This window comes from Nocardia sp. 852002-51101_SCH5132738 (assembly GCF_001665695.1).
Taxonomy (GTDB): domain Bacteria; phylum Actinomycetota; class Actinomycetes; order Mycobacteriales; family Mycobacteriaceae; genus Nocardia; species Nocardia nova.
On the sequence record NZ_LZML01000004.1, the window covers coordinates 50206 to 76337 of the forward strand.

Here is a 26132-nt window from a genome sequence, read left to right on the forward strand (position 1 = left end):
GACGTCCCGACGAGGAGGGAGGGCTGATGAGCGCGGAGCCGCTGCCTGCCTGGGTCGTCCCGCCGACCGGCGGTTATACCGCCGATGACCTGGACAAGCTGCCCGACCTCCCCCCGCACACCGAGCTGATCGACGGGAGTCTCGTCTTCGTGAGCCCGCAGATGAGATTCCATGCGCTGGTGATCGATCTGCTCGTGTCCGCGCTGCGATCGTCAGCGCCATCGGCCCTTCGGGTTCGAAGGGAAATGACGGTGACATTGGGCCCTCGGCAACGCCCGGAGCCAGACCTTATCGTCGTCCACGAATCGGCGGATCGTGGGGCTGACCAGACCACCTATCAGCCCGAGGATGTCGTCCTGGCGGTCGAAGTCGTTTCGCCGGATTCGATTGTGCGCGACCGCGAACGCAAACCGCAGTTGTATGCGCGCGCCGGGATTCCCCATTTTTGGCGTGTGGAAAACGACAACGGTCGCGCGGTGGTCTACATCTACGAACTGGACCCGGCCACCGGCCAATACACTCCCACCGGCATCCACCACGACCGGCTCGCACTGTCGGTGCCGTTCGAGCTGGACATCGACCTTACCGAGTATCAGCGGATGTGATCAGTCGGCGTGTTCCGGGCGCGGAGTCGCTGCCAGGCTCGCCTGCCCGATCCACTGCGGTACCTGCCGCCGAATCGACGCCGGGCCCACGATCTCGGTGGTTTCCTCCCGCAGCGCCGCTGCCCAGCTCCGGTCGCCGCGCCAGATCTCGGTGAGCTGCCGCAGCGTGCTGCGCACGGTTGCCGCGACCTCGAAACCGGGGTCGTAGTCGCAGACCGCCGCCGTCCCGCGCTCGACCACGAGCCACCAGTGCGCCTCCTTGCCGGGCACATCGGTGAACTCGACCTCCAGGACCCGTGCGCTCCTCGGGCCACGCCCGGACCGGAATCGTGCGACGGATGTCCCACAGCAACAGGTGCGGATCCAGATCTCTGTCGCCGAGATCGCCGATCCAGCGCACCCCCCACGTCCCGAGCGCCTGGACGACGGTCGACAGTTCACGTCCGGCCTCGGTCAGGAGGTAGGCGGCCCGTCCGTCCGTACCGATCTCGCGACGCAGCACCCCCGACCGCTCCAGCGAGCGCAGACGCCGCGACAGCAGGGCGGGCGACATTTTCGGGTTGCCCCGCCGCAACTCGTTGAAATGCGTACTACCCAACAGTAATTCGCGGACGACCAGCAATGTCCATCGTTCGTCGAGGACATCCATTGCCTTGGCGATCGGGCAGAACTCCCCATAGCCGGACACACAACCAGTAGACCACTCGGCGCGCGCCGGGTACAGATGTTGAACTGGCCGGGGCCGCCCCGGCCGCCGGATGCTTGCGGTATGACAGCTATCCCTCACACCCAGCAACCATCCCCCGACATCACCGAACGCACCCACGCCCTCTGGGCTCTCGGCGACTACCCTCGCGTCGCGGACACCGTGATACCCGGCCTGGGCCGGCGCCTGGTCCGAGCCTGCGATATTCGTCCCGGCCTGCGCGTGCTCGACATCGCCGCCGGAGCGGGAAATGCGGCCATTCCGGCGGCCGAAGCCGGCGCGGACGTCGTCGCCAGTGACCTGACGCCGGAAATGTTCGAGGCGGGCAGGGCCGCGGCGGCCGCTCGCGGTGTCCATCTCACCTGGGAGGCCGCCGACGCCCAGGCGCTGCCGTACGCCGACGGCCGATTCGATGTCGCCATGTCCTGTGTGGGCATCATGTTCGCCCCGTCGCATCGGGCGGCCGCCGGCGAACTGCTCCGAGTGACCGCGCCGAATGCGACGATCGGGCTGATCAACTGGACGCCGGAAGGATTCATCGGCGAAATGTTCTCCATCGCCAAGCAGTTCGCACCGCCACCGCCGCCCGGAGCGCAATCGCCGCTGCTCTGGGGCACCGCCGACCATCTCCGGGACCTGTTCGGCGACCACGTCACCGATCTGCGGATACAGCGCGAATTCGCGACGGTGGAGTGTTTCGCCGACGGTGACCGGTTCCGCGACTTCTTCAAGGCCAACTACGGTCCCACGGTCGCTGTCTACCGGTCCCTGGCGGGCGACCTCGACCGCATCGCCGAGCTGGACCGCGCCCTCGCCGACCTGGCCGCTCGCCACGATCTCGGCGGCGGGCGGATGCGCTGGGAGTACCTCCTGGTCACCGGCCGGCGGGCGTGATCACCGGTCCGTGTCGCCGCGCGGCCGGATATTCGACGAAGCCGCCCGGTTGTGTGCGATCCGGCCGGCGTCTACGCCGACGTCGGCAGCCGGCGCTCGCCGTGCGTGATCGCCGCGATCAGATCGTCGTAGCCGTTGACCAGTTCGGCCACCCGGAACCACGCAGCGTGCACGGCCAGATCGTCGGTGGTGGTCTCCAGCAGGTGCGCGGCACGGGCGTACGCCGCCATGAGCCGATCGATCACCGAACCGACGGTTTCGGTATGGATCGCGGTGCCGTGCCGATGCTGCGGGACGTGGGCTTGGATCCATCGATCGATCGCGCGCACGGTCTCGCGGCGCGACGCCTCGGCCGCGCGGCGATAGTCGGCATCGTGCGATTGGGCGGCACCGGTGTGCAGTTCCGCGAGGTGCCGCGCGAGCGGGTCCAGGTGATGTGCGGCGGGCCGCGAATCACGCACCGTTCGCAGCAGCATCTCGGCGGTGGGAAGATCCCCGACAACGTCGGCGCCGCCGCGCTCGAGCACCAGCAACGGCGACACCGTCGCCACCCGGGTGCCCTCGGGCCCCGGAACCTCACCGGTCATCGCGAGCACCGCCCCCGCGCTCGGAGGGGGATACCGCACCGGAGGCAGCCATCGCGGCCGTCTCGGTGACGCGGTGCGGCGAGAATTGCGACTTCGAGCACATCGGCAGCTCCTGGTCGGTCGTGTCGGCCCTCGACGAAGCCGACCGTATGCCCCGGATTAGCCGTTCGCCCCCCTGCTCGTTCCCGCTGTTGAGAAGTCACAGCCCTGATCGCCGCGGCGTGCTGACGGAGCACATAACCAGTGGTTGACTACGGCGTCAGCACCAGCCGCCCGCGCAGTCCACCGGCGGACAACCGCTCATGCGCTTCGGCCGCGCGTTCGAGCGGAAGGACATCGGCGACCCGCAAGCCCAGGCCGAGCGCCGCGAGTTCGCCGAGCGCGGTTCCGTCCGCCCGGATCCACTCCTGGTGAATTCTCATGCCGCGCAAGGGAAGAGGGGGCTGTCCGCCGGCCACCCCGGCGTAGGCGCCACCGTTGCGGACGGCGGCCGTCGCGCGAACCCCCAGACCCGCGCCGTCCAGTGCGCCGTCGACACCGCCCGGAACCAGCGCCCGTATCTCCCCGGCGAGGTCGGCGCTCGCGCGAGACACGGTCCATTCGGCGCCGAGTCCGCGAACGAACGCCGCATCCTCATCGGCGACCTGCGCGACCACCCGCAGTCCGGCACGAACGCCCAGTTCGACCGCGAAGCCGCCCACCGCTCCGGCCGCGCCCGTCACCAGCAGGGTGTCACCGGCGCGAAGGTCGAGCAGCGCGAGCGCCTGGTGTGCGGTCAGCGCATTCAGCGGCAGGGTGGCCGCTTCCGTCGCATCCACACCCGGCGGTGCCGGTGCGACCGCATCGGTATCGAGCACCAGATACTCGGCATACGCACCCAGCGACCGGTCGAGCAGATCACGTAATCCGACAACGCGTTGTCCCGCCGCGAATGTCGTCACCTCCGGCCCGACGCGGTCGACGATTCCCGCGGCGTCCCAGCCGATTCCGATGATTTCGCGCGGCGCCATCAGTCCCGCCTCGATCAGGGCGCCGCTGCGGGTCGCGATATCCACCGGATTGACCGCCGCCGCCTCCACCCGGATCCGCACCTGGCGCGGCCCGGGTTCGGGAATCGCCACCCGCACCACCTCGAGTGCCTCCGGGCCGCCCACGCGGCGAACGACCACTGCCCGCATGCTGTTTCCAGAAGTCATGCTGCTCAACTTATGGAGAGCTACTCTCCATAAGGAAGTACGCACTCGAAGGTGCGTATCCCACTCCGAGGAGAGCCGTGGCCACCCGAACCGCCGCCCAACGCCGCGCCCAGGCCGGCGTCGAATACGACGCGTACCTGGCGCAATGTCCCGCACGCCAACTACTCGACCGCATCGCCGACAAATGGGTGAGCCTGGCTGTCAATGCCCTCGCCGACGGCCCCCAGCGCTACAGCGACCTGCAACGCCGCCTCGCCAGCATCAGCCAGAAGATGCTCACCCAAACCCTGCGCAACCTCGAACGCGACGGCCTGGTCTGCCGCACCGTCACTCCCGCGGTCCCGGTTCGCGTCGACTACGAACTCACCCCACTCGGCCGCTCACTGCTACCGGTGATGCGCGCGGTCAAAGACTGGGCCGAGGAGAACATGGACCACGTCCACGCCGCCCGCGAACACTACGACCAGCAGACCGAAACCGCGTAGCGGCTTCTCGCCGGGTATCGTTCGCCGAAATTACCGGCGGCGCTTGGACTTCGGGGGCTTGGACTGCTTGGACCGGTCACGTTCCGCTTCGCGACGCTCGCGGCGGGTCATGCCGGTCGAGGGGGTGTCGCCGTATTCCTGAGCGGCACTGCGGACTTCGGCGTGGCCGCCCTCGTCCGGACCGGAGAAGCTGAGGCCGCGCGGGCCGGATTCGTCGATTCCCTTGGCGCGCAGAGCCGCCGGGGCGTTCTCGGCGGCGCCGTTGCCCTGGGGTACTGCCGGGGCGGGATGGGTGGCGCCCACCGGGGAACGCAGGCCGGCACCGACCGCGGGCTGCGGTTCGGGAGCCTGCTGAACCTCCACCTGGAGGTTGAACAGGAAGCCGACCGACTCCTCCTTCAGGCCCTCGAGCATGGCGGCGAACATGTCGAAACCCTCGCGCTGGTATTCGACGAGCGGATCGCGCTGCGCCATCGCGCGCAGGCCGATGCCCTCCTTGAGGTAGTCCATCTCGTAGAGGTGTTCACGCCACTTGCGGTCCAGGACCGACAGCAGCACCTGACGCTCCAGGTTGCGCATACTGCCCGCGCCGGCCAGATCGTCGATTTCCTTCTCACGCCGCGCGTAGGCGTCGTGCGCGTCGTCGAGAATGGCGTCGAGCAGTTCCTCGCGGCTCAGTTCGCCGATCTCACCGTCTTCGGTCTCACCGGTCAGATCCTGGTATTCGATGCCCACCGGGTACAGCGTCTTGAGGGCAGTCCACAGCTTGGCCAGATCCCAGTCCTCGACGTAGCCCTCGGCGGTGGCGCCGTTGACGTAGGCGGTGATCACGTCGGTGATCATCGACTGAACCTGGCCCTCCATATCCTCGCCGGCCAGGATGCGCTGGCGCTCGGCGTAGATGACGGTGCGCTGCTGGTTCATCACCTCGTCGTACTTCAGAACGTTCTTGCGGATTTCGAAGTTCTGCTGTTCGACCTGGGTCTGGGCGCTCTTGATCGCCCGCGAGACCATCTTGGCTTCGATCGGCACGTCGTCGGGCAGGTTGAGCCGGGTCATGATCGACTCCAGGGCCGCACCATTGAAGCGCCGCATCAGCTCGTCGCCGAGCGAGAGGTAGAAGCGCGACTCGCCCGGGTCGCCCTGGCGGCCGGCACGACCGCGCAGCTGGTTGTCGATACGTCGCGACTCGTGCCGCTCGGTGCCCAGCACGTAGAGGCCGCCGGCGTCGCGCACCAGATCGGCGTCGTCTTCGACCTGCCGCTTGACCTGCTCCAGCGCGGGCAGCCAGTTGGCCTCGTAGTCGTCCGGCGTCTCGACCGGATCCAGGCCCTGCCGGCGCAGCAGCGTATCGGTGATGATGTCGGGGTTACCGCCGAGCACGATGTCGGTACCACGGCCGGCCATATTCGTCGCCACGGTGACCGCGCCCGGGCGGCCGGCCTCGGCGATGATCTGCGCTTCCTGTTCGTGGAACTTCGCGTTCAGCACGTTGTGCGGGATGCCGCGCTTGGTGAGCAGCTTCGACAGGTACTCCGACCGCTCCACCGAGGTGGTACCGATCAGCACCGGCTGGTTCTGCTCGTGCCGCTCGGCGATGTCGTCGGCGACCGCGGCGAATTTCGATTCCTCGGTCTTGTAGATCAGGTCCGCCTGATCCATGCGGATCATGGGCTTGTTGGTGGGGATCGGCACGACACCGAGGCCGTAGGTCTGGTGGAGCTCGGCCGCCTCGGTTTCGGCGGTACCGGTCATACCGGACAATTTGTCGTAGAGGCGGAAATAGTTCTGCAGCGTGATGGTGGCCAGCGTCTGATTTTCCGGCTGGATCTCCACGCCCTCTTTGGCCTCGATGGCCTGGTGCATGCCCTCGTTGTAGCGACGGCCGACCAGAATGCGGCCGGTGAATTCGTCGACGATGATGACCTCGCCGTTGCGAACGATGTAATCCTTGTCGCGAACGTAGAGTTCCTTCGCCTTGATCGCGTTGTTCAGATAGCTGACCAGCGGCGAGTTGGCGGCCTCGTACAGATTGTCGATACCGAGCTGATCCTCGACGAATTCGACACCGGCCTCGTGCACGCCGATGGTGCGCTTCTTGATGTCGACCTCGTAGTGCACATCCTTCTTCAAAAGCGGTGCAATACGGGCGAATTCGGCATACCACTTACTCGACGCGTCGGCCGGGCCGGAAATGATCAGCGGCGTCCGGGCCTCGTCGATCAGAATCGAGTCGACCTCGTCGACCACGGCGAAGTTGTGCCCACGCTGGACCAGATCGTCCAGCGAATGGGTCATGTTGTCGCGCAGATAATCGAAGCCGAATTCGTTGTTCGTGCCGTAGGTGATATCGGCGCCGTAGGCCGCACGCCGCTCGGCGGGGCTCATCCCGGACAGGATCGCGCCGACCTGCAGGCCGAGGAAACGGTGCACGCGCCCCATCCACTCGGAGTCACGACGGGCCAGGTAGTCGTTGGTGGTGACGATGTGGACGCCGTCGCCGCTGATCGCGTTGAGATAGGCGGGCAGCACCGAGGTGAGTGTCTTACCTTCACCGGTTTTCATCTCGGCGACATTGCCGATGTGCAGGGCCGCGCCACCCATCACCTGCACCTTGTAATGCTTCTGATTCAGCACGCGCCAGGAGGCCTCGCGCGCGGTGGCGAAAGCCTCGAGCAGCAACTCGTCCAGGGATTCGCCGTCGATGTAGCGCTGTTTGAATTCGTCGGTCTTGGCCCGCAGTTCCGCGTCGGTGAGATCGGCGTACTCGTCTTCCAGACTGAGAACTTCGTCGGCCAGATGCGCGAGCCGCTTGACGGTGCGACCCTCACCAAAACGTAGCAACCTCGTCAGTGTCAGCGCAGGCACGGGTCTCGTCAGTCCTCTGGTCGATGTTGTCGTCTTGCAGTGCTACATCTTCGGCACACCGCACTACTCGCGGCATACCGAAGCCCCCGCCACATCGTATGGGCGAAATCCCCGGCGCGCGGATAAGCGGCATCGTCCATGGTAATGCGGCCTCCATCGTAGGCGCCGCCGCGTCGGAACATCCACGGACAGCCGCGGCCCATCGGGGCCCGGCAGTGATCGATCACACTTCGGCACGACACACGCCCGCGATCACCGCATGCGCAAGGCACTCATCCGCCAACGCCCGCGACGCAGCACCAGCCGCGCGGCGACGGCGAAACGGCGCTGCCCCCGCTCGTATCCGCCGCACACCTCCGCAGCACTCGCGGTGACCTCGGCGAGCTTCACGGTGACGAGCACCGCCGTACCGAGGCGGCGCTCCGCGGCGGCGGTGCGGGCGAGCGTTTCGACGGCGGCCAGCACGGTCGGCTCCACCACCGGACGCAACTGCCCGAGCGGACGCCGCCCGTCGATGACCTCGAGCACCAGGCGCAGCGACCGCTCCGCGAACTGCGCTGCGGCCGTACCGATTTCGTCCCCGCCGCATATGTCGGACGACACCGGCACACCCGCGCCGGACCCCGGCGAGCGGCCGTCGTGCGCGGACCGGCGCGGGGTCCGCAGTCGCGGCACGACGTGCGCGGCCGCCCCCCGATCGAGCGACTTTCCCGCAGTCGCACCACCGGAACTCCTCGGATCCAACGGCGGTTCGAATACCGGCGCGCGGCGGGCGCGACGGGTGTATACCGGGCTTGCAGAAGACTCGAGCATTCGACACTCCCCCTGGTCGGCATGCTTGGGCACGGATCGAACCAGCATGCCATGCGCGGCGTCGACGACGGCGGAATTCCGACGCCGACGCGACAAGTCCCACACAGTCACGCGCGCAAGGTTTGTGTCACTCCACAATGGAGAGCGGCAACGGAGAGGAGCTCGGACAGCGTGATCACGAGACTGACGCCGCAGGACGCGTCGTTCTTCCGGCTCGAGTCGAGCAGCAATCCCATGCACATCGGCTCTCTCGCGATCGTGCGCGTCGCCCCCGAGGACCCCGGCGACGGATCTCCGTGCGTGGACTACCAGACGCTGCTGGACCTGGTCGACAGCCGGTTGTCGATGGTGCCCCGCTACCGCCGCAAGGTCCGTGAGGTCCCGTTCAAGGTGGGGCGCCCGGTCTGGGTCGAGGACAGCCGCTTCGACCTCACCTATCACGTGCGGCGATCGGCGCTGCCGGCTCCGGGCTCCGACGAGCAGCTCTACGAACTGGTCGGGCGGCTGTCGTCGCGACCGCTCGACCCGAGCCGGCCGCTGTGGGAGATGTATCTGATCGAAGGCCTGTCCGAGGACCGCTGCGCGATCTTCACCAAAACCCATTCGGCGCTGGTGGATGGTGAGACCGCGCTCGAGATCGGCCACGTCATCCTGGACTCGGGGCCCTCGCCGCGGGTGGTCGCACCCGATACCTGGGTGGCCCACCGTGAACCCGGCGACATGGAACTGCTGGGCATGTCACTGGCCGAAATAGCGACCCAGCCCGCGACGGCATGGGAAGTCGTCCGCGATGCCGGAGCCAACGCGTCGGCGGTGGTGGCGGCCGCGGGCAAGGCGGTCGACGCCGCGGTCGACCGGGTGCGCGCGGCCGGGCGGACGGCGCCCGACAGCCCCTTCAACACTTCGATCTCGCGGTGCCGCCGGTTCGACATCGCACGGACCGACCTCGAGGACTATCGCCGCATTCGAAGACACTTCGGCTGCTCCATCAACGACGCCATCCTGGCCGTGGTGACCGGCGCGCTGCGGATATTCCTGCAATCGCGCGGTGAGGTGCTGGTCGGATCGGCGGTGCTGCGCGCGGTGGTACCGATGTCGGTCTACGTCGACGGGTCACCCGACGACGTGAGCCCGGCCAGCGAGGTCTCCTCGTTCCTGATCGATCTGCCGGTGGGAGAGCAGAATCCGGTGATGCGGCTGTCGCACATCTCGCATGCCACGGCCGAGAATGCCCGGCATCGGCGCGCCGTGCGGGCGCGCACCCTGGTTCACATGGCCGGCTTCGCCCCGGCCAGCCTGCACGCGATGAGCGTGCGGGCGGCGAGTACGTTCGCAGAACACACATTCAACTTGGTGATCACCAACGCCCCGGGTCCGCAGCGGCCGATGTATATCGGCGGCGCACGGATGCTGGAGATGTATCCGGTATCGCCGTTGCTGCGCAATCAGGCGTCGAGCATCGGAATCACGTCCTACGACGGACGTGTGTTCTACGGTCTCAATGCCGACCGCGAGGCGATGGCCGATATCGCCGTACTGGCGGCGGCGGTGCGCGAATCCATGGAGGAGATGCTCGGTGCCTGCGTCTGATCAGGGCAAGCTACGCGTCTATGTCCCGGCCACCATCGCCATGCTCCGAGAGCTGGTGGCGCAGCGCGAAATTCGCGCGGTGAACGACACCGCCTTCGCGGTCACCCCCGCGTTGCGCGAGGCCTACGCCTCCGGCGACGACGAGGAACTGGCCGAGGTGGCGATGGGTGAGGCGGCGCGCGCATCGCTGCGGCTGCTCGCCGAGGAACGCGAATCCGCACTGATGCACGCCGACGACAGCGATGCCGAACCGGAGGACGGAACAGATCCGGACGCCGCCGAAGACACCGGATCGTCGTATTCGGCCCCCGTCTACCGCCGTGCCGTGATCGCCGCCGATGTGACGGGCACGACCCTGCGCCCGGATCTCGACGATGCGGTGGTCCGGCTGTCCGGGCCGATCACCTACAAGCGCATCGCCTCGGTGCACGTCGATCTGGCCGAGGCCGAACCTCAGGTCGCGAAGGCCGTCGACGTCGTCGACGCGGCCGACCTGGGCGATCCGGACGCGGAATTCGTGCTGGGCGACGCGGAGGATCACCAGCTGGCTTGGTACGCGGCACAGGAGTTGCCGTTCCTGCTCGACCTCCTCTGATCCGCCCGCTAACCTACGATGCCGTAACCTTGGCTCGAAGGGTGCGCCGCAGGCGCGTGATCACAGGAAATGAGCATTCGCACGATGGTGTCGAAATCGGTACAAGGCCTGCGGGCATGGCTCGAGGCCCCGGTCGCCGACGCGAAGATGGCCGGGCGGACGCGCCTGGACGCGCTGCGCGGCGCGGCGGCCCGCATCACCACCCCGCTGCTGCCCGATGACTATCTGCATCTGGTGAATCCGCTGTGGTCGGCGCGGGAACTGCGCGGACGGATCATCGAGGTCCGCAAGGAGACCGCCGATTCGGTGACCCTGGTGATCAAGCCGGGCTGGGGTTTCGATTTCACCTTCACCCCCGGTCAGTACATCGGCATCGGTGTCCTGGTCGAGGGGCGCTGGCACTGGCGGTCGTATTCGCTGACCTGCCCGCCGGACTGGACCCATCGCGACAACCGCGCCGAACGAGTGATCTCGATCGCGGTGAAGGCGATGCCGGAGGGCTTCCTGTCCAGCCACCTGGTCAACGGCGTGCCGCAGGGCACGGTGGTTCGCCTGGCCGCGCCGCAGGGCGGGTTCGTCCTGCCGGAGCCCCCGCCGGCGAAGGTGTTGTTCATCACCGCCGGCAGCGGCATCACCCCGGTGATGGCGATGCTGCGGACCATGGACCGCCGCGCCGCCGACCGCACCGACGGCGACGCGATGGACGACATCGTGCACATCCACTCCGCCCGGACCGCCGAGGACGTCATGTTCGGCGCGGAACTGCGGGCGCTGCACGACAAGCATCCCGGCTTCACCGCGCATATCCACCTCACCGGCGAGCAAGGCAAATTCGATCTGGCCGATCTCGACAGCCGGTTCCCGGACTGGCGCGAGCGCGAGACCTGGGCCTGCGGTCCGGCCGGTCTGCTCAACGATGTCGAGAAGCATTGGGCCGCAGCGGGTATCAGCGACAAGCTGCATGTCGAGCGGTTCGAGGTGGAACGTTCGGCGGTCGGCGAGGGCGGCACGGTCACCTTCGCCCGCACCGATCGCAGTGCCGAGGCCGACGGCGCCACCAGCCTGCTCGAGGCCGGTGAGGCCGCGGGCGTGCAGATGCCGTTCGGCTGCCGGATGGGTATCTGCCAGACCTGCGTGGTCACCCTGACCGACGGACATGTGCGCGATCTGCGCAACGGCGCCGAACACCAGGCCGGGGAGAAAATCCAGACCTGCATCTCGGCCGCGGCCGGCGACTGCACCCTGGACGTGTGAGTCGCGTTCCGGTGGTGTTCACCCGTTCGCCCCGCGGCGGCGCGAGCGATCACCACCGGTTACCGATACTCTGAAGAGGACAAGACCGAGACCTCCCACCGAAGCGCAGCGGAGCCCATGCCGCCGAAGCGCGGGGGAGGCAGTCCATCGAAGCGCAGCGGAGGCAATCCGATACCGGCCCGCCGACGCGATGCAGAGGCATTCATTCGACACCGCCGGAGCGAAGCGGAGGCATTGCAGGACCGTGGCCATCACCGACATCAAGGCGTATTCGCATCTGACGGCTGCCGATATCGACACATTGGGGCAGGAACTCGACACCATCCGCCGCACGGTCGAGCAATCGCTGGGTGAGCGCGACGCCGCCTACATCCGGCGCACCATCCGCGCCCAGCGCACGCTCGAGGCCGCCGGCCGCGCGGTCCTGTTCGCCGGACGCAACAAATGGGCCTGGGTCGCGGGCACCGCGATGTTGTCGGTGGCCAAGATCATCGAGAATATGGAGCTCGGGCACAACGTCAGCCACGGGCAATGGGACTGGATGAACGACCCGGAGATCCACTCCACCAGCTGGGAGTGGGATATGACCGGCACCTCCGGGCAGTGGAAACGGGCGCACAACTTCTCGCACCACACCTACACCAACATCGTCGGCATGGACGACGACGTGGGCTTCGGCATCCTGCGCATGACCCGCGACGAAGAGTGGAAGCCGATCAATCTCGCTCAGCCGGTGGCGAATCTGATCCTGGCCGCGCTCTTCGAGTGGGGTATCGCCCTGCACGATCTGAAGATCGAGAAACAGCAGACCGGAGTTCCGCGCAGCGACCTGCTGTCCGAACCCAACCGGCAGTTCCTGCGCAAGGCCGGCCGCCAGGTCGCCAAGGACTTCGTGGTCTTTCCGCTGCTGAGCGGTCCGGGCTGGAAGGCGACGCTGAAGGCCAACGCGACGGCCAACCTGATCCGCAATCTGTGGGCGTACGCCGTGATCTTCTGCGGGCATTTCCCGGACGGCGCCGAGAAATTCACCCAGGAGCAGTTCGCGGACGAAACCCGGGCGGAATGGTATCTGCGGCAGATGCTGGGCAGTGCCAACTTCCAGGCCGGCCCGGCGATGGCCTTCATGAGCGGCAATCTGTGCTACCAGATCGAGCATCACCTCTTTCCGGACATTCCGAGCAATCGGTATCCGGAGATCGCCGAACAGGTCCGCCAACTCTGCGACAAATACGACCTGCCGTACACCACGGGATCGCTGGGCAAACAATATGCCCTGGCGTTCCGCACAATTCACAAACTGGCACTGCCCGACCGATTCCTGCGCCGGACCGCGGACGACGCCCCGGAGACGTCGTCGGAACGCAAATTCTCGCTGCTGACCCGCCCGTCGACGGCCGGTACCGAAGAGCCGCTGTCCGGCGTCGACCCGCTCACCGGAAGGCGGCAGGGATTGCGGTCGGCAATGGTGGAAGCCAAGGCCGCACTGCGCGAGAAGGCACGGCAGGAAAAGGAGGCGCTGCGCGAAGCCAAGCTCGCTCTGCAGGAGAAGGCTCGGGCCGAGAAGCAGATACTCCGGCGCCGCGGACTGCGGGGACGAGCGACCGTTCGCGTCCGGTTGCGGCAACAGCGAAGGCGACTAACCTAAGCCATATCGGTCACGATCACAATGCGGTATACGCCACAGTTGTAATCCGATCCGGAGACAACCTACGGGACCGTAACCTACGGTAGTGTAACCAGCATGGCGATCTCGGATGTCAAGGAATACGCCCACCTCACTCCAGAGGATGTAGAAGCGATCGGCGCGGAGCTGGATGCGATCCGTCGCGAAATCGAGGCCTCCCGAGGCGAGAACGACGCCCGCTACATCCGTAACGTGATCCGTTTGCAGCGCGCCCTGGAAATCGGGGGTCGCGCCACGCTGTTCGCCAGTTTCCTGCCGCCGGCCTGGCTGGCCGGCACGGCGATGTTGTCGGCCGCCAAGATCATCGAGAACATGGAGATCGGCCACAACGTCATGCACGGCCAGTGGGACTGGATGAACGATCCGGAAATCCACTCCTCCAACTGGGAGTGGGACAACGCCGGACCGTCGGAACACTGGAAGATCACGCACAACTACCTGCACCACAAGTACACCAACGTGCTGGGTATGGATGACGACATCGGCTACGGCCTGCTGCGCGTGACGCGCGATCAGCGGTGGACGCCGTTCTATCTCGGACAGCCGGTCTACAACCTGCTGCTGCAGATGTTCTTCGAATACGGCGTGGCCATCCAGCATTTGGAGCTGGGCAAGGTCGCGAAGAAGAAGTGGCCGGCCGATTCTCCGGAACGCCGGCAATTCGAGCAGGACCGCAAGGTCGTGCTGAAGAAGGTCGGCAAGCAGGCGGCCAAGGATTATGTGATCTTCCCGCTGCTGACCGGACCGGCCTTCCTGTCCACGCTGACGGCCAATATCACCGCCAATATCGTCCGCAATGTGTGGACCAACGCGGTGATCTTCTGCGGCCACTTCCCCGACGGTGCGGAGAAGTTCACCAAGGGCGATGTGGACAACGAAACGCAGGGCGAGTGGTACCTGCGCCAGATGCTGGGCAGCGCCAATATCACCGGCGGCGCGGTCATGCATTTCATGACCGGCAACCTCTCCCATCAGATCGAGCACCACCTGTTCCCGGACCTGCCGAGCAACCGGCTGCGGGCCATCTCGGTGCGCGTGCGGGAATTGTGCGACAAATACGACCTGCCCTACACCAGCGGCTCGCTGCCGGTGCAGTACGCGAAATCGTGGCGCACCATCATCAAGCTGTCGCTGCCCAACAAATATCTGCGCCGTGGCACCGACGACGCTCCCGAGACCAAGTCCGAGCGCGCATTCGGTGGCATCGGCACGGTCGACCCGGTGACCGGGCGCCGGCGCGGATTGCGCACCGCGCTGAAGGAAGGCAAGCGCCGGGTGGCGGAACGCCGGCAGACGGTCGGCTCGGCCGCCTAGCGATCACCGAACAGAAGGGGCTCTCCGGATTCGATATCCGGGGAGCCCCTTTCGTCTGCCCACGTCCGGGCCTGATTGACTGAACCGGTGTCAACGCAAGAATCCAGCATCTACGACGTGATCCGGCGGCGCCGCGATGTGCGTGCCGAATTCACCGGCGATCTCGTCGACGATGCGACCCTGCTCCGAATCCTCGACGCGGCCCATCGCGCACCCAGCGTCGGCAATTCGCAGCCGTGGGATTTCGTCGTCGTGCGTGACCCGGCGACATTGGCGCGCTTCGCCGCACACGTCGCCGAGAAGCGCGTCGAATTCCGCGATTCGCTGCCACCGGAGCGAGCCCGCACCTTCGAGCCGATCAAGATCGAAGGCATCACCGAGAGCGGCACCGGGATAGTCGTCACCCACGACGACAGTCGCGGCGGCCCGCAGATCCTCGGTCGCGCGACGGTCCCCGAAACCGGTTTGTACTCCACGGTTCTCGCGATCCAGAACCTGTGGCTGGCCGCGACCGCCGAAGGGGTGGGCGTCGGCTGGGTGAGTTTTTACGACGCACCCTTCCTCACCGACTTGATCGAGCTGCCCGCCGGCATTCGTCCCGTCGCGTGGCTGTGCATCGGCCCGGTGCACGAATTCCAGCACACGCCGGATCTGGAACGGTTCGGCTGGCGCGACCGGCGTCCACTCGACGACGCGATCCACTGGGAGCGGTACTAGCGCCCTGCCTACACCCGTTCGAGGACCGCGGACGCGCCATGCCCTCCCGCGGCGCAAATGCCCAGCAGCGCAGTGCTCTTCCCGGTGAGTGCCAGCTCGTTGGCCATGGTCGTCACCATGCGCGCACCGGTGGCGCCGAAGGGGTGGCCGATCGCGATCGAACCGCCGTGCACATTGAGGATGTCCGGGTCGATCTCGCCGACGGCACTGTCGCGGTCCAGCCGGGATTTGGCCCACGCGTCGCTGCCCAGGGCCGACACCACCGAGAGGGTCTGGGCGGCGAAGGCCTCGTGGATATCGACGACATCGATGTCCGGCAGGGCCAGCCCTGCCTTGTCGAGCGCCCGCGGCATGGAGATGGCCGGACCGATCAGCACCTGATCGGACGGGTCGACGCTGACGAAACTCCAGGACCGGAAGGCCGCCAGCGGTTCGAAGCCCAGGGCGCGCGCCTTCTCCTCGCTCATCAGCAGCACCGCGGCCGCGCCGTCGGTGAGCGGGCTGGCGTTGCCCGCCGTCACCGTCCCGTCCCGCTCGAAGACCGGGGCGAGGGTCGCCAGCTTCTCGACACCGGTGTTCGCGCGCACGAGTCCGTCGCGAGTGACCGCCTTCCCGTCCGGCGTGGCGACCGCGAGTACCTCCCGGTCGAACCGGCCGGATTCGATCGCCGCCGCCGCGCGATGATGCGAGCGGGCGGCGAAGGCGTCCTGCTGCTCCCGGGTGATGCCGTTGATGCGGGCCATCTTCTCCGCCGACTCCCCCATCACCTCGCCGGTGGTGCGCTCGGCGATCTTCGGCCGGCGCGGCAGCAGATCCGTGAACGGCGCCAGCTGCGCCACCGCGGACAGATAGTCCTTCGGCTTCGGCTTACCCAGCGCCAGCGGCGCGGCCGCGTGCACCATCTTCTGCGGCAGCTTCACCTCGGCATTGCTGGTGGAATCGCTGCCGCCGGCGACCATGATGTCGTATTCCCCGCGTTCGATGGCGGCCGCCGCCGCGGTCACCGCCTGCAGTCCGGAGGCACACGCACGGGTGACCGTGTAGCCCTCGCAGCCGTGGTCGAGTCCCAGATCCAGGGCGATCTCCCGCGCGACGTTGGGCGCCGCACTCGGCAGGATCACCCCGCCCCACACCATCGCCTGCACCTGATTCTTGGGCAGTCCGGTCCGCTCGAGCAGCCCGCCCACCGCCAGGACACCCAGATCGATGGTGTCCATCCGCGTGTAGTCGGTGAAGGCGCGCAGGAACGGGGTACGAGCACCCGCGACGATGACGGCGCGGCGAGAACGCTTGGTGGCCATGCCTTTACAGTAGGACGAGCAAGATGCCGATACAAGATGTCACGGTAATCTCGCCGGCCCGGTGAACGACGAACGGCCGGGGCTCTCGGCCCCGGCCGTCCAGCTCCCGAAAACTCGTTACGTCAGCCTGATCAACCCATAGTCGAAGGCGTGGCGGCGGTAGACCACCGACGGTCGGTCGGTTTCGCGGTCGTGGAAGAGGAAGAAATCGTGGCCGACGAGTTCCATCTGATACAGCGCGTCGTCCACCGACATCGGAGTCGCGGAATGGACCTTGGTGCGCACGATATGCCCCGGCCCGGCGTACTCGCTCGATTCGGTGTCGGCGCGGTCGGCCGGCTCGGATCCGCCGGCGCCGGCGGGCAGGGTGTCCTCGACCAGCGCGGCCGTCGCCTCCGCGACGGAGACAGGTGTCTTCTCGCCGTAGTGCACCCGGCGGCGATCCTTGCTGCGCCGCAATCGGGCCTCGAGTTTGACCACCGCGGATTCCAGTGCGCCGTAGAAACTGTCGGCACAGGCTTCGGCCCGGACCACCGGGCCCTTGCCGCGCGCGGTGATTTCGACACGCTGACAGTTCTTGCGCTGGCGGCGGTTTCGTTCATGGAACAGCTCGACATCGAAGAGGTATATCGACGGATCGAAACGTTCCAGACGGGAGAGTCGGTCCGCGACGTGAATGCGGAAATGATCGGGTACCTCGACGTTACGTCCCTTGACCACGACGTCCGCTTCGGGCGTCCGGGGCACATCCGAAATAGTCTGTTCGGCTCCGTTCAGTTCACCGGAACCCAGCTGGGTGCCCGTACCGGTCGAGGGATCTGCTTCTTTCACTGAAGGTCGTGAAGTCGTCACGCGTACCTCCCGGATCTGGCCGCACAACTCCATGTGCGGCGGGTTAGCAACCGCACCGAGCCGACCGGGGAGAGGTTGCGCGGGATTCGGAAAGGGCTTGCAGACTGCCACCCGTGGCCCGCCACTCATGCCGGAATGCTCGGTACGAAGTCGTCCGAGTCGCCACCTCCAAACTCTGGGTTCGGGTGTCAGATCGCTCTGTCAGCAACGCTATTACGCCAACGATCCGTCCGCCACTGTTCACGCAAATTTCTCCCACTCACGCGGCGCATGTCACCATTACGGCCCGCACGTTCAGCCCGGCCAGCGCCAGAACCCGCACCGATTCGGCAGCGGTCGCGCCCGTGGTGAGAACATCGTCTACCAGTACGATGTCGGCGGCCGCGAGGGTCCGCAGGGCCGACGTCGCACCGATGCGGCAGACGAGCCGGCCCGCCAGATTGTCCCGGCGCGCTCGCGCGCTCAGTCCGACGGAGTCGCGCACCTCACCGCGCGCCCACAGCACGGGTGCGAGATGGCAATCGGACAGCCAACCGGTCGCGACGCGCGCCGTCCGCAGGACCGGATCGCCCCCACGACGCCGGGCCGCGACCCGGCGGCTCGGCGCCGGAACCAGAATCAGCGGGCGGCCGGGAGCCCGCAGGAGGCCGATACCGCGGGCCAGGGCCCGGCCCAGCGGTGCGATCAGATCCCGGCGGCCCGATTCCTTGGCCGCCACCACGGCGCGCCGGGCCGGACCCGCGTATCCGCTCAACGCCCAGCACGGCACCCCCGGATCGGTGCGCGGCCATACCCGCATGGGCTCCGCGCTCAGTGTCGCGGCACATTCCCCGCACCATCCGATTCCGGCCGATCCACATCCCCCGCAGTACTGCGGCAGGACCAAATCCAGCAGCGTCCGCATCGGCCCAGTCTGGCCGAGGCCACCGACAGGTAGCGCTCGGGAAAGGTTCACTTGGCCCCGAACCGACGAACGGCCTGGGCATCCGGTTCCGGATTGTCCGGAACCGGATGCCCAGGCCGCGCGCTAGTTGCTGGACGGACCAGAGTTCCCGCCGTCAGTGTGTGCCGATGTGCAGCACCCACCCGCCTGACCCGTCGGGGTCACAAGTACCCTGCGCCGCCCCATTGAGCGCATTGAGGTCCTGCTCCAACGCCCTGGCGCAGTCATATTGCGCATATTCGCCCGTGAACACTGTCCCCTCCGGAGTGGGCAGGTCAGCGGCGTGCGCGACCCCGATACCGACAACAGCAACGGCAAGTGCAGATGTTGCGGCGACAGACAATATGCGGAACATTCGAATCCCTCCCTGAACAAACCCCCGAGCTCGACGAACTCGTCGGGCCGCAGCCGACATTACATCGAGATCCTTTGGAGCACAACGGATTTATAACGCGGATGGATTGCTCAGTCCGGCAGAACCGGCACCGTGTTCGCACCGAGCCCCGGCGTCTCACGCCAAAACCGGTCCGCCGACGGTCCTGTCGACTGCAGTTGCATTACCGCACGTGAATCGGCGGCGTAGAGAATACCGGGGGCAGCACTCACCACGCGGACAGGTGGAGTCAGGTTCTGACTGGACAGTGGCGTCAGCTCCGAACCATCGATGAAGACCGACTCCACCGGGTTCACGTCTCCTTCTCGTGCCAGAACGAGAGAATCAGGAGTGGACCAGTCGATGGATACGGCCGTTGTGCTCAGATCGATCGCCACCGGCCTGGGCGACACCAGTGCGAACTTGCCATCCGGATGCTGAATCACGACAGCGAGGTAAACCTTGCCTCCGGCGATGATCGCTGCACGCGTTCCGTCGCGAGAGATACTGAGATCGGTGATCGGGAGACGGGGCACCGGGTCGGTGCTGTTCGCCTCACCCGAAGTCAGCATCGACGTATCGATGTCCTGCATCGATACGTTGCCGGTGCCGCGATCGTGCGCAACTCGGATCACCCGAGTTCCGTCGACCACCGCCCACGCGGCCTCGCCATTGGAGGTCCATGACGGCCGCGTGATGGTCTCGCCCTGGACGACCGAGAATGTGGAAGCGCCGTCATAGCTGCCGATGATGAGGGTGTGTTTCGGCGCGGGCGCAGGCTCGCCGCTCTCGGCGACCGCGGCGATCAACTTTCCGTCTTCCGACAATCCGACCGACTGCAGATTTCGGGCGGCACCGAAGTATCCGGGCATACGGACGATCTGCCCCTTGGAGACATCCACGGCAACCAGCGAGCCATCCCGCAACGCATGGAGGTTGGACCGATCTCCTGTGGGAGTTGTCGGGTTCATTGCACTGACGTCGTCCAACGACCAGCCCACGCCTGCGTACCGGTCGTCCAGCGGCTTGCCGTCGGCGAGTAACACGTAGGGGCCGGGGATATCCGCCCCTGCCAGTGTCAGTACCACCTGGGCTGCCAGCATTTCCTTACCGCGCGCATCAAGAGCCGAGGCACCGGCGAAATCTATGCGTACCCCGCCCAGCCCGACGCCGACGTTATCCGGTTCGCCGTTGGCTTTGGTGATACCTTCGCGCACGCTGACAGGCGGGGCGAGCATATTGCGCACGGCCGGCGCCAGGGTCGGCTGTGGGCCCGCGGCGAGCAGTCCTACCAGCCGCTGCGTCAGTTGGTCCTTCGGGCTCGAGATCCAACGCAACTCGGGAACCATGGTGGTCCCGGGGCTGTTGGCGAAATACAGCGGATACCGACGATACGACTTGTAGAACGCGGACCTGTCCACTACCACGCCCGGTTCCACCTGGCTGATGCGCCACTCGTCGCCGACCTTGCTCATCTCGATTCTGGTCTCGTACGTATTGTCCTGGGCGCGGAAGGACCCGTCTGCGGCAAGCTCACCCAGTTTTCGCGCTCGGATGCGGTAGGTCGCGGAGTCGTCCGACCTCGACTCCCGAAGGGTGTCGGGTTTGTCGACGATGACGGTGCGCGCACTGTCGTCCCAACCCTCCGCGGCCCCCGGCGTCAAGTACTGCCGCGCCGTTCGATGGTGGTCGGCCGGATCGGCGGTGGCGTCGAGGAAGTCGTGCAGCAACAGATCCGGGTCCCGCCCGGAGGTGGGCGGATGTGGGCCGGTCGACGTCGGCTGACGGTTGAGCGTTCCCAACGCCTGCGGCGCCGAGGAATCCGGCAGATTGGCGCAGCCGGCGAGGACCAGCACGCAGCTGAACAGCGCGGCGAGCAGCGTTGCCAGACGGGTGCGGTTCATGGGTTGATGTCCTCTTTGTCGGCGAGTGCGGAGTCGTCCGAGCCGCCCGCGCTCTCACCCGCCGGCTTCGGCGAGGTCCGCTCGGCCCCCGGTTCACCGTCCGGCGATTCCGAGGCGTCCGCGTCCGGCGGCGTCGTCCGCGCCGACGGCTCGGCATCGGCATCCGCTTCGACGGTACCGGCAACGACCGCGTGACCGTCGAGCCCGTCCGCCGGCGCCCGGCTCGCGGCCGGGTCCGCCGGGTCGGCGAGCGCATCGTCCGCCGGTTCCGCGAGCTCGTCCGCCGCCTCCACCGACCCGGCCGGCAGCTCGGCCAGCCGCCGCTTGGGCGGTTCCAGCGAGAGCGGGCTCGGTCCGAGTTTTCGTCCGCGCACCAGTGGCAGGGTGAGACGGAAGCTCGCGCCCACCCCGGGCTCGCCCCAGGCCTCGAGCCGGCCGTCGTGCAGATTGGCGTCCTCGACGCTGATCGACAGACCCAGGCCGGTACCGCCGGAACGGCGCATCCGCGAGGGATCCGACCGCCAGAAGCGATTGAAGACCAGCTTCTCCTCACCGGGCCGAAGTCCGACACCCTGATCGCGCACCACCATCGCGACGGCGTTGGCGTCGACGTCACCACGCATGCGGATCAGGACCGGTTTGCCCTCGCTATGGTCGATGGCGTTGGCCAGCAGATTGCGCAGCACGCGTTCGACGCGGCGCGGGTCGACCTCCGCGACCAGCGGTTCCTCGGGCAGGTCCACCACCAGTTCGCAGCCGGCGTCCTTGGCCAGATGCCGGACCGTGGAGACCGCCGCCCGCGCGCACATCCGCACATCCAGCGATTCGATCTGCAATTCGGCCACACCCGCGTCGTGGCGGCTGATCTCGAGCAAGTCGTTGAGCAGACCCTCGAACCGGTCCAGCTCGGTCACCAGCAGTTCGGCACTGCGGGCCAGCGCCGGATCGAGTTCGTCGCTGGATCCGTGGATGAGGTCGGCGGCCATGCGCACCGTCGTGAGCGGAGTTCGCAGTTCGTGGCTGACATCGGAGGTGAAGCGGCGTTGCAGATTGCCGAATTCCTCGAGCTGAGTGATCTGATTGGACAGACTTTCGGCCATCTCGTTGAACGACATGGCGAGTCTGGCCATATCGTCCTCACCCCGGACCAGCATCCGCTCCTTGAGGCGGCCGTCGGCGAAACGTCCGGCGATCCGGGCGGCCGAGCGGATCGGCAACACCACCTGCCGGGCCACCAGCGCGGTGATCGCGGCCAGTAACAGCAGCAGCACGATGCCACCGATCAGCATGGTGCCGCGCATCAGGCTCAGGCTGCGCTGCTCGTTGTTGAGCGGGAAGATCAGATAGACCTCGAGGGTCGGCACCTCCGAGCTCGGGCTGCCGATGATCAGCGCCGGCCCGCGGTAACCGTCCGGATCCGAGATCGTCGCGAACTGATAGCTCACCTGGTTCTGCTGGACGAACCGGCGCAACTCGGCCGGCACCTCCGTGATGGGCCCGGCGGTCACCTCCTGCTGGCCGTCGCCCACCATCGCCAGCGCGACGTTGTAGGTTCCGGCGCCGCCCGCGGACGAACTGCTGCCGGTCGACAGTGCGCGCACGGCGTCCTGCAGCCGGACCGCCTGGGTGCTCGAATCGGAAACGCCCGTCAACTGCGCCTCGACGGTATTGCGAGCGCGGCTCATCTCCTCAACGGCCGCATTGACTTTCGCGTCCAGGAGGCGGTCGGTGATCTGACTGGTCAGCACCACACCGAGGATCGTGATGACGATCAGCGACAGAGTGAGCGTGGAGACCACCACGCGCAACTGCAACGATCGCCGCCACGTGTGGCCCAGCGATTCTCCGACGGATTTGAACCAGGCCACCACGGCTGCCAGCAGCCGCTCGACGCGGCTTCTGGAGCCTGCGATCACGGCGGTCCGGCCTTGTAGCCCACGCCACGAACGGTCAGCACGATCTCAGGGTTCTCGGGATCCTTCTCGACCTTGGCCCGCAGTCGCTGCACGTGCACGTTCACCAGGCGGGTGTCGGCCGCGTGCCGGTAACCCCACACCTGCTCGAGCAGCACCTCACGGGTGAACACCTGCCGCGGTTTGCGTGCCAGTGCCACCAGCAGATCGAATTCGAGCGGAGTCAGCGATATCTGCTGACCGCTGCGGGTCACCTTGTGGGCCGGTACGTCGATGACGATGTCGGCGATCGACAGGAGTTCGGCCGGCTCGTCGTCGGTACGGCGCAACCGCGCCCGCACCCGCGCGACCAGCTCCTTCGGCTTGAAGGGTTTGACGATGTAGTCGTCGGCACCCGATTCCAAGCCCAGGACGACGTCGACCGTGTCGGTCTTGGCCGTCAACATCACGATCGGCACACCGGAATCGGCGCGCAGCACCCGGCACACGTCGATACCGTTCATGCCCGGAAGCATGAGGTCGAGCAGCACCAGATCCGGGCGTAGCTCCCGGACCGCGGTGAGCGCCTGCGTGCCGTCGCCGACCACATGGGGGTCGAAACCCTCGCCGCGCAAGACGATCGTGAGCATCTCGGCGAGCGCCATATCGTCGTCGACGACCAGAATCTTCGGCTTCATAATTACTATGTTGTCATCTCTCCGGCTCGGAACGGGCAACCACGCCAACACTGGTTACATTACCGACGCACATGCCACCCTATCGGCCAATCATTTCCGCCAGTCGTTCGGTGAGTCGGACCGGATCGTCCTGCGGCGCATGGACCCACCACGGCCCGTGCCACCGCGATTCGGCCAACACACGATAGACCGCCGCCGTACGTTCCTGCAGCGATATATCCCGTTCGTAGGCGTCGAGCGCGCGTGCCGTGTCGAGTTCACCTCGGCGCCGGGCGCGTTCGACCGCCAGCTCGGTCGGCACGTCGAGCAGTATCTGGATATCGGGGACCGGCAGTTCGAACCGGCCGAACTCCAATTCCGCTACCCACGAACTCGTTTCGCCGTCCGCCTGCTCGCCGGCCCGCGCGGCGCTGTAGGCGGCATTGGAGGCGACATACCGATCGAGCAGCACAATATCGTTGTCCACCAACAGTTTCGACAACTCGTCGCGGGCCTCGGCGCGATCCAGGGCGAAAAGCAGCGCCATCGCGCTCACGGATGCGGCCACATCGCCGTGCCGGCCGCGCAGGGCCTCGGCCGCGAGATCCGCGTGGATCGACCGGCCGTAGCGCGGGAAGGCCAGCGTCTCCACGCGCAGACCGCGGTCGCGCAGGCCCGCGACGACGGCGTCGATCAACGTCCGCTTACCCGCGCCGTCGAGGCCCTCTACCGCGATGAGTGCACCCATAACGTGCAGGTTACAGCTTTTGCGTCCGCCCTGTTCCACGCACCCGCCGCGCGTTATCGGAAACGTCGACGTTTCAGAAGACGCTACTTTTGGGGGCATCGCACCGGATAACGGCCGCGACGCCGCGCGGGATCAAGGAAGCGTCCCGAAAACAGGAAGGCGCCCATGCTCATCACTCGTGTATTACGTACCGCCGCAGCGACTCTCGCGATCACCGCGGGCCTCGCCGCCGGTGTCGCGACGGCCGCACCGCTCCCGCTCGAGCCCGCCGCCCCGGTCGCGGGCACCTCCGGAAGTGCGGATTCGGCCACCGAGGGCGGCGCCGGCAGCAGCCTCATCGACCTGTTGAAACTGCTCGGCGACATCAGCCACGGGTGCACCCCGGGCACCGTCTGCGCCGCCGCGACGGCAGCCCGGACCCCGGAGGCGAACACCGCGATCGCCGACACGCCGCTCGGATCCGGCTCGGCGAGCGGTTCGAACGAGCCGGGCTCGGTGCTGTGCTGGTTGCTGCACCCCAGCCCCACCTGCCAGATCTGAGCGTCGCGGCTCACGAGACGGTTGTCCCGTCGAAGCAAAGCTCCTGCGGGACAACCGTTTCCGCACTCAGTACCGGTAGTGCTCCGGCTTGAACGGGCCCTCGACGTCCACGCCGATGTACTCGGCCTGGTCCTTGGTCAGCTTGGTGAGGGTGCCGCCCAGCGCCTCGACGTGGATGCGGGCGACCTTCTCGTCGAGCACCTTCGGCAGGCGGTAGACCTCGTTGTCGTACTGCTCCGGCTTGGTCCACAGCTCGATCTGCGCGATGACCTGGTTGGAGAAGCTGTTGCTCATCACGAACGAGGGGTGGCCGGTGGCGTTGCCCAGGTTCAGCAGCCGGCCCTCGGACAGCACGATGATCGACTTGCCGGAATCGAAGGTCCACAGGTCGACCTGCGGCTTGATGTTCAGCTTGGTGGCCCCGGAGTTCTCCAGCGCGGCCATATCGATCTCATTGTCGAAGTGGCCGATATTGCCCAGGATCGCCTGATCCTTCATCGCCTTCATGTGGTCCAGGCCGATGATGTCCTTGTTACCGGTCGAGGTGATCACGATGTCGGCATCGGCGATCGCCTGCTCGACGGTGACGACGTCGAAACCGTCCATCAGCGCCTGCAGCGCGTTGATCGGGTCGATCTCGGTGACCTGCACGCGCGCGCCCTGGCCGGCCATCGACTCCGCGCAGCCCTTGCCCACATCGCCGTAACCGCAGATCAGCACCTTCTTACCGCCGATCAGCACATCGGTGCCGCGGTTGATGCCGTCGATCAGCGAATGCCGGGTGCCGTACTTGTTGTCGAACTTGGACTTGGTGACCGAGTCGTTGACGTTGATCGCGGGGAAGGTCAGCTCACCGGCGGCGGCGAACTGGTACAACCGCAACACGCCGGTGGTGGTCTCCTCGGTGACACCCTGCACCGATTCGGCGATCGCGCTCCACTTGCCGGCGTCGGCGGCCAGGCTCGCGCGCAGCAGGTTGAGGAATACCTTGTATTCGGTCGAATGCGACTCGTCCTCGGGCGGGACGACCCCCGCCTTCTCGAACTGGGCGCCGCGCAGCACCAGCATGGTGGCGTCACCGCCGTCGTCGAGGATCATGTTGGCGGGCTCGCCCGGCCAGGTCAGCATCTGCTCGGCCGCCCACCAGTACTCCTCCAGGGTCTCGCCCTTCCAGGCGAAGACCGGGGTGCCCTTGGGCTCGTCGACGGTGCCGTGCGGGCCCACCACGACCGCGGCGGCCGCGTGATCCTGGGTGGAGAAGATGTTGCACGAGGCCCAGCGCACCTGCGCACCCAGTTCGACCAGGGTCTCGATCAGTACCGCGGTCTGGACCGTCATGTGCAGCGAACCGGAGATGCGCGCACCCTTCAGCGGCTGCACCTCCGCGTACTCGCGGCGCAGCGCCATCAGACCGGGCATCTCGTGTTCGGCCAGTCGAATCTCCTTGCGGCCGAACTCGGCCAGCGACAGATCCGCCACCTTGTAGTCGATGCCGTTGCGGACATCGGGAGTCAGGTTCGTCTGAGCGGAAAGTTCTGAGGTCGTCATGCGCCTGGATCAGCCTCTCGGTGGATGTCGGTTCGACAACTCAGGC

General features: G+C 66.8%; 22 protein-coding genes and 1 pseudogene. 10 read left to right on the plus strand and 13 right to left on the minus strand.

Features of this window, described 5'->3' with window-relative positions; translation table 11 throughout:
• The first annotated feature begins 26 nt into the window (after nt 1-26).
• A complete protein-coding gene (locus A5789_RS00380; protein ID WP_063010752.1) occupies nt 27-605 on the plus strand; it encodes a Uma2 family endonuclease in 579 nt (192 codons plus the stop codon).
• Here the strand turns inward: A5789_RS00380 and A5789_RS00385 are convergent.
• Nucleotides 606-1293 (minus strand): annotated as a pseudogene (locus A5789_RS00385) (winged helix-turn-helix transcriptional regulator).
• An 81-nt stretch (nt 1294-1374) separates the two neighbouring features.
• Here A5789_RS00385 and A5789_RS00390 point away from each other — a divergent pair.
• Nucleotides 1375-2205, plus strand: a complete 831-nt coding sequence (locus A5789_RS00390; RefSeq protein ID WP_064903414.1) for a class I SAM-dependent methyltransferase — start codon at nt 1375-1377, stop codon at nt 2203-2205.
• Nucleotides 2206-2276: 71 nt separating this feature from the next.
• Here A5789_RS00390 and A5789_RS00395 read toward each other — a convergent pair whose 3' ends face one another.
• Both A5789_RS00395 and A5789_RS00400 read right to left on the minus strand, forming a co-directional pair.
• A complete protein-coding gene (locus A5789_RS00395) occupies nt 2277-2792 on the minus strand; it encodes a DUF4254 domain-containing protein (RefSeq protein WP_155525570.1) in 516 nt (171 codons plus the stop codon).
• 251 nt (nt 2793-3043) lie between these two features.
• Nucleotides 3044-3988, minus strand: a complete 945-nt coding sequence (locus A5789_RS00400) for an NADP-dependent oxidoreductase (RefSeq protein ID WP_227462725.1) — start codon at nt 3986-3988, stop codon at nt 3044-3046.
• 77 nt (nt 3989-4065) lie between these two features.
• On the opposite strand from A5789_RS00400, the gene A5789_RS00405 reads away from it, so the two are divergent.
• A complete protein-coding gene (locus tag A5789_RS00405; RefSeq protein WP_063010762.1) occupies nt 4066-4473 on the plus strand; it encodes a helix-turn-helix domain-containing protein in 408 nt (135 codons plus the stop codon).
• A gap of 30 nt (nt 4474-4503) precedes the next feature.
• Here A5789_RS00405 and secA read toward each other — a convergent pair whose 3' ends face one another.
• Both secA and A5789_RS38475 read right to left on the minus strand, forming a co-directional pair.
• Entirely contained in the window at nt 4504-7341 is a 2838-nt protein-coding gene (secA, locus tag A5789_RS00410) for a preprotein translocase subunit SecA (protein WP_063010764.1), read from the minus strand.
• A gap of 252 nt (nt 7342-7593) precedes the next feature.
• Entirely contained in the window at nt 7594-7944 is a 351-nt protein-coding gene (locus A5789_RS38475; RefSeq protein ID WP_146101005.1) for an Rv3235 family protein, read from the minus strand.
• Between the two features lie 381 nt (nt 7945-8325).
• Here A5789_RS38475 and A5789_RS00420 point away from each other — a divergent pair, with 381 nt between their 5' ends.
• From A5789_RS00420 to bluB, 6 genes are all read left to right on the plus strand, one after another.
• Nucleotides 8326-9744, plus strand: coding sequence for a wax ester/triacylglycerol synthase family O-acyltransferase (locus tag A5789_RS00420; RefSeq protein ID WP_063010768.1), 1419 nt, complete (start codon nt 8326-8328; stop codon nt 9742-9744).
• 40 nt (nt 9745-9784) lie between these two features.
• The gene (locus A5789_RS00425) at nt 9785-10339 is read left to right on the plus strand and encodes a hypothetical protein (protein ID WP_064903408.1); all 555 of its coding nucleotides are present in this window, start codon (nt 9785-9787) and stop codon (nt 10337-10339) included.
• A gap of 84 nt (nt 10340-10423) precedes the next feature.
• Complete coding sequence (locus A5789_RS00430) at nt 10424-11593, plus strand: ferredoxin reductase (RefSeq protein WP_063010796.1); 1170 nt, start codon at nt 10424-10426, stop codon at nt 11591-11593.
• Between the two features lie 244 nt (nt 11594-11837).
• Nucleotides 11838-13238, plus strand: coding sequence for a fatty acid desaturase (locus A5789_RS00435; protein ID WP_064903406.1), 1401 nt, complete (start codon nt 11838-11840; stop codon nt 13236-13238).
• A gap of 96 nt (nt 13239-13334) precedes the next feature.
• A complete protein-coding gene (locus A5789_RS00440; RefSeq protein ID WP_063010772.1) occupies nt 13335-14591 on the plus strand; it encodes a fatty acid desaturase in 1257 nt (418 codons plus the stop codon).
• 87 nt (nt 14592-14678) lie between these two features.
• Complete coding sequence (gene bluB / locus A5789_RS00445) at nt 14679-15308, plus strand: 5,6-dimethylbenzimidazole synthase (RefSeq protein WP_030515028.1); 630 nt, start codon at nt 14679-14681, stop codon at nt 15306-15308.
• A gap of 8 nt (nt 15309-15316) precedes the next feature.
• On the opposite strand, the gene A5789_RS00450 is transcribed toward bluB, so the two are convergent.
• The 7 genes from A5789_RS00450 to A5789_RS00485 form a co-directional block, all read right to left on the minus strand.
• Nucleotides 15317-16609 carry an acetyl-CoA C-acyltransferase gene (locus A5789_RS00450; RefSeq protein ID WP_064901688.1) on the minus strand — a complete coding sequence of 431 codons (1293 nt, stop codon included), beginning with the start codon at nt 16607-16609 and terminating at the stop codon, nt 15317-15319.
• Between the two features lie 117 nt (nt 16610-16726).
• Entirely contained in the window at nt 16727-17386 is a 660-nt protein-coding gene (gene hpf / locus A5789_RS00455; RefSeq protein ID WP_369817461.1) for a ribosome hibernation-promoting factor, HPF/YfiA family, read from the minus strand.
• 334 nt (nt 17387-17720) lie between these two features.
• Nucleotides 17721-18365: a ComF family protein gene (locus A5789_RS00460; protein ID WP_104364032.1), complete on the minus strand. Its 645-nt coding sequence runs from the start codon at nt 18363-18365 to the stop codon at nt 17721-17723.
• A gap of 504 nt (nt 18366-18869) precedes the next feature.
• Nucleotides 18870-20681, minus strand: coding sequence for an MtrAB system accessory lipoprotein LpqB (gene lpqB, locus A5789_RS00470; RefSeq protein WP_064927097.1), 1812 nt, complete (start codon nt 20679-20681; stop codon nt 18870-18872).
• A complete protein-coding gene (mtrB, locus tag A5789_RS00475) occupies nt 20678-22597 on the minus strand; it encodes an MtrAB system histidine kinase MtrB (RefSeq protein WP_082940371.1) in 1920 nt (639 codons plus the stop codon). Before mtrB ends, lpqB begins: the two co-directional genes overlap by 4 nt.
• Nucleotides 22594-23271 carry an MtrAB system response regulator MtrA gene (mtrA, locus tag A5789_RS00480; protein WP_030515021.1) on the minus strand — a complete coding sequence of 226 codons (678 nt, stop codon included), beginning with the start codon at nt 23269-23271 and terminating at the stop codon, nt 22594-22596. Before mtrA ends, mtrB begins: the two co-directional genes overlap by 4 nt.
• Nucleotides 23272-23350: 79 nt before the next feature.
• Nucleotides 23351-23998: a dTMP kinase gene (locus A5789_RS00485; RefSeq protein WP_063018901.1), complete on the minus strand. Its 648-nt coding sequence runs from the start codon at nt 23996-23998 to the stop codon at nt 23351-23353.
• Nucleotides 23999-24163: 165 nt separating this feature from the next.
• Between A5789_RS00485 and A5789_RS00490 the strand changes: the two genes are divergently transcribed.
• Nucleotides 24164-24538, plus strand: a complete 375-nt coding sequence (locus A5789_RS00490) for a hypothetical protein (RefSeq protein WP_063018887.1) — start codon at nt 24164-24166, stop codon at nt 24536-24538.
• Between the two features lie 66 nt (nt 24539-24604).
• On the opposite strand, the gene ahcY is transcribed toward A5789_RS00490, so the two are convergent.
• Nucleotides 24605-26086 (minus strand): adenosylhomocysteinase, encoded by a 1482-nt coding sequence (gene ahcY / locus A5789_RS00495; RefSeq protein ID WP_063018889.1) that lies wholly within the window; start codon nt 26084-26086, stop codon nt 24605-24607.
• Nucleotides 26087-26132: the final 46 nt, after the last annotated feature.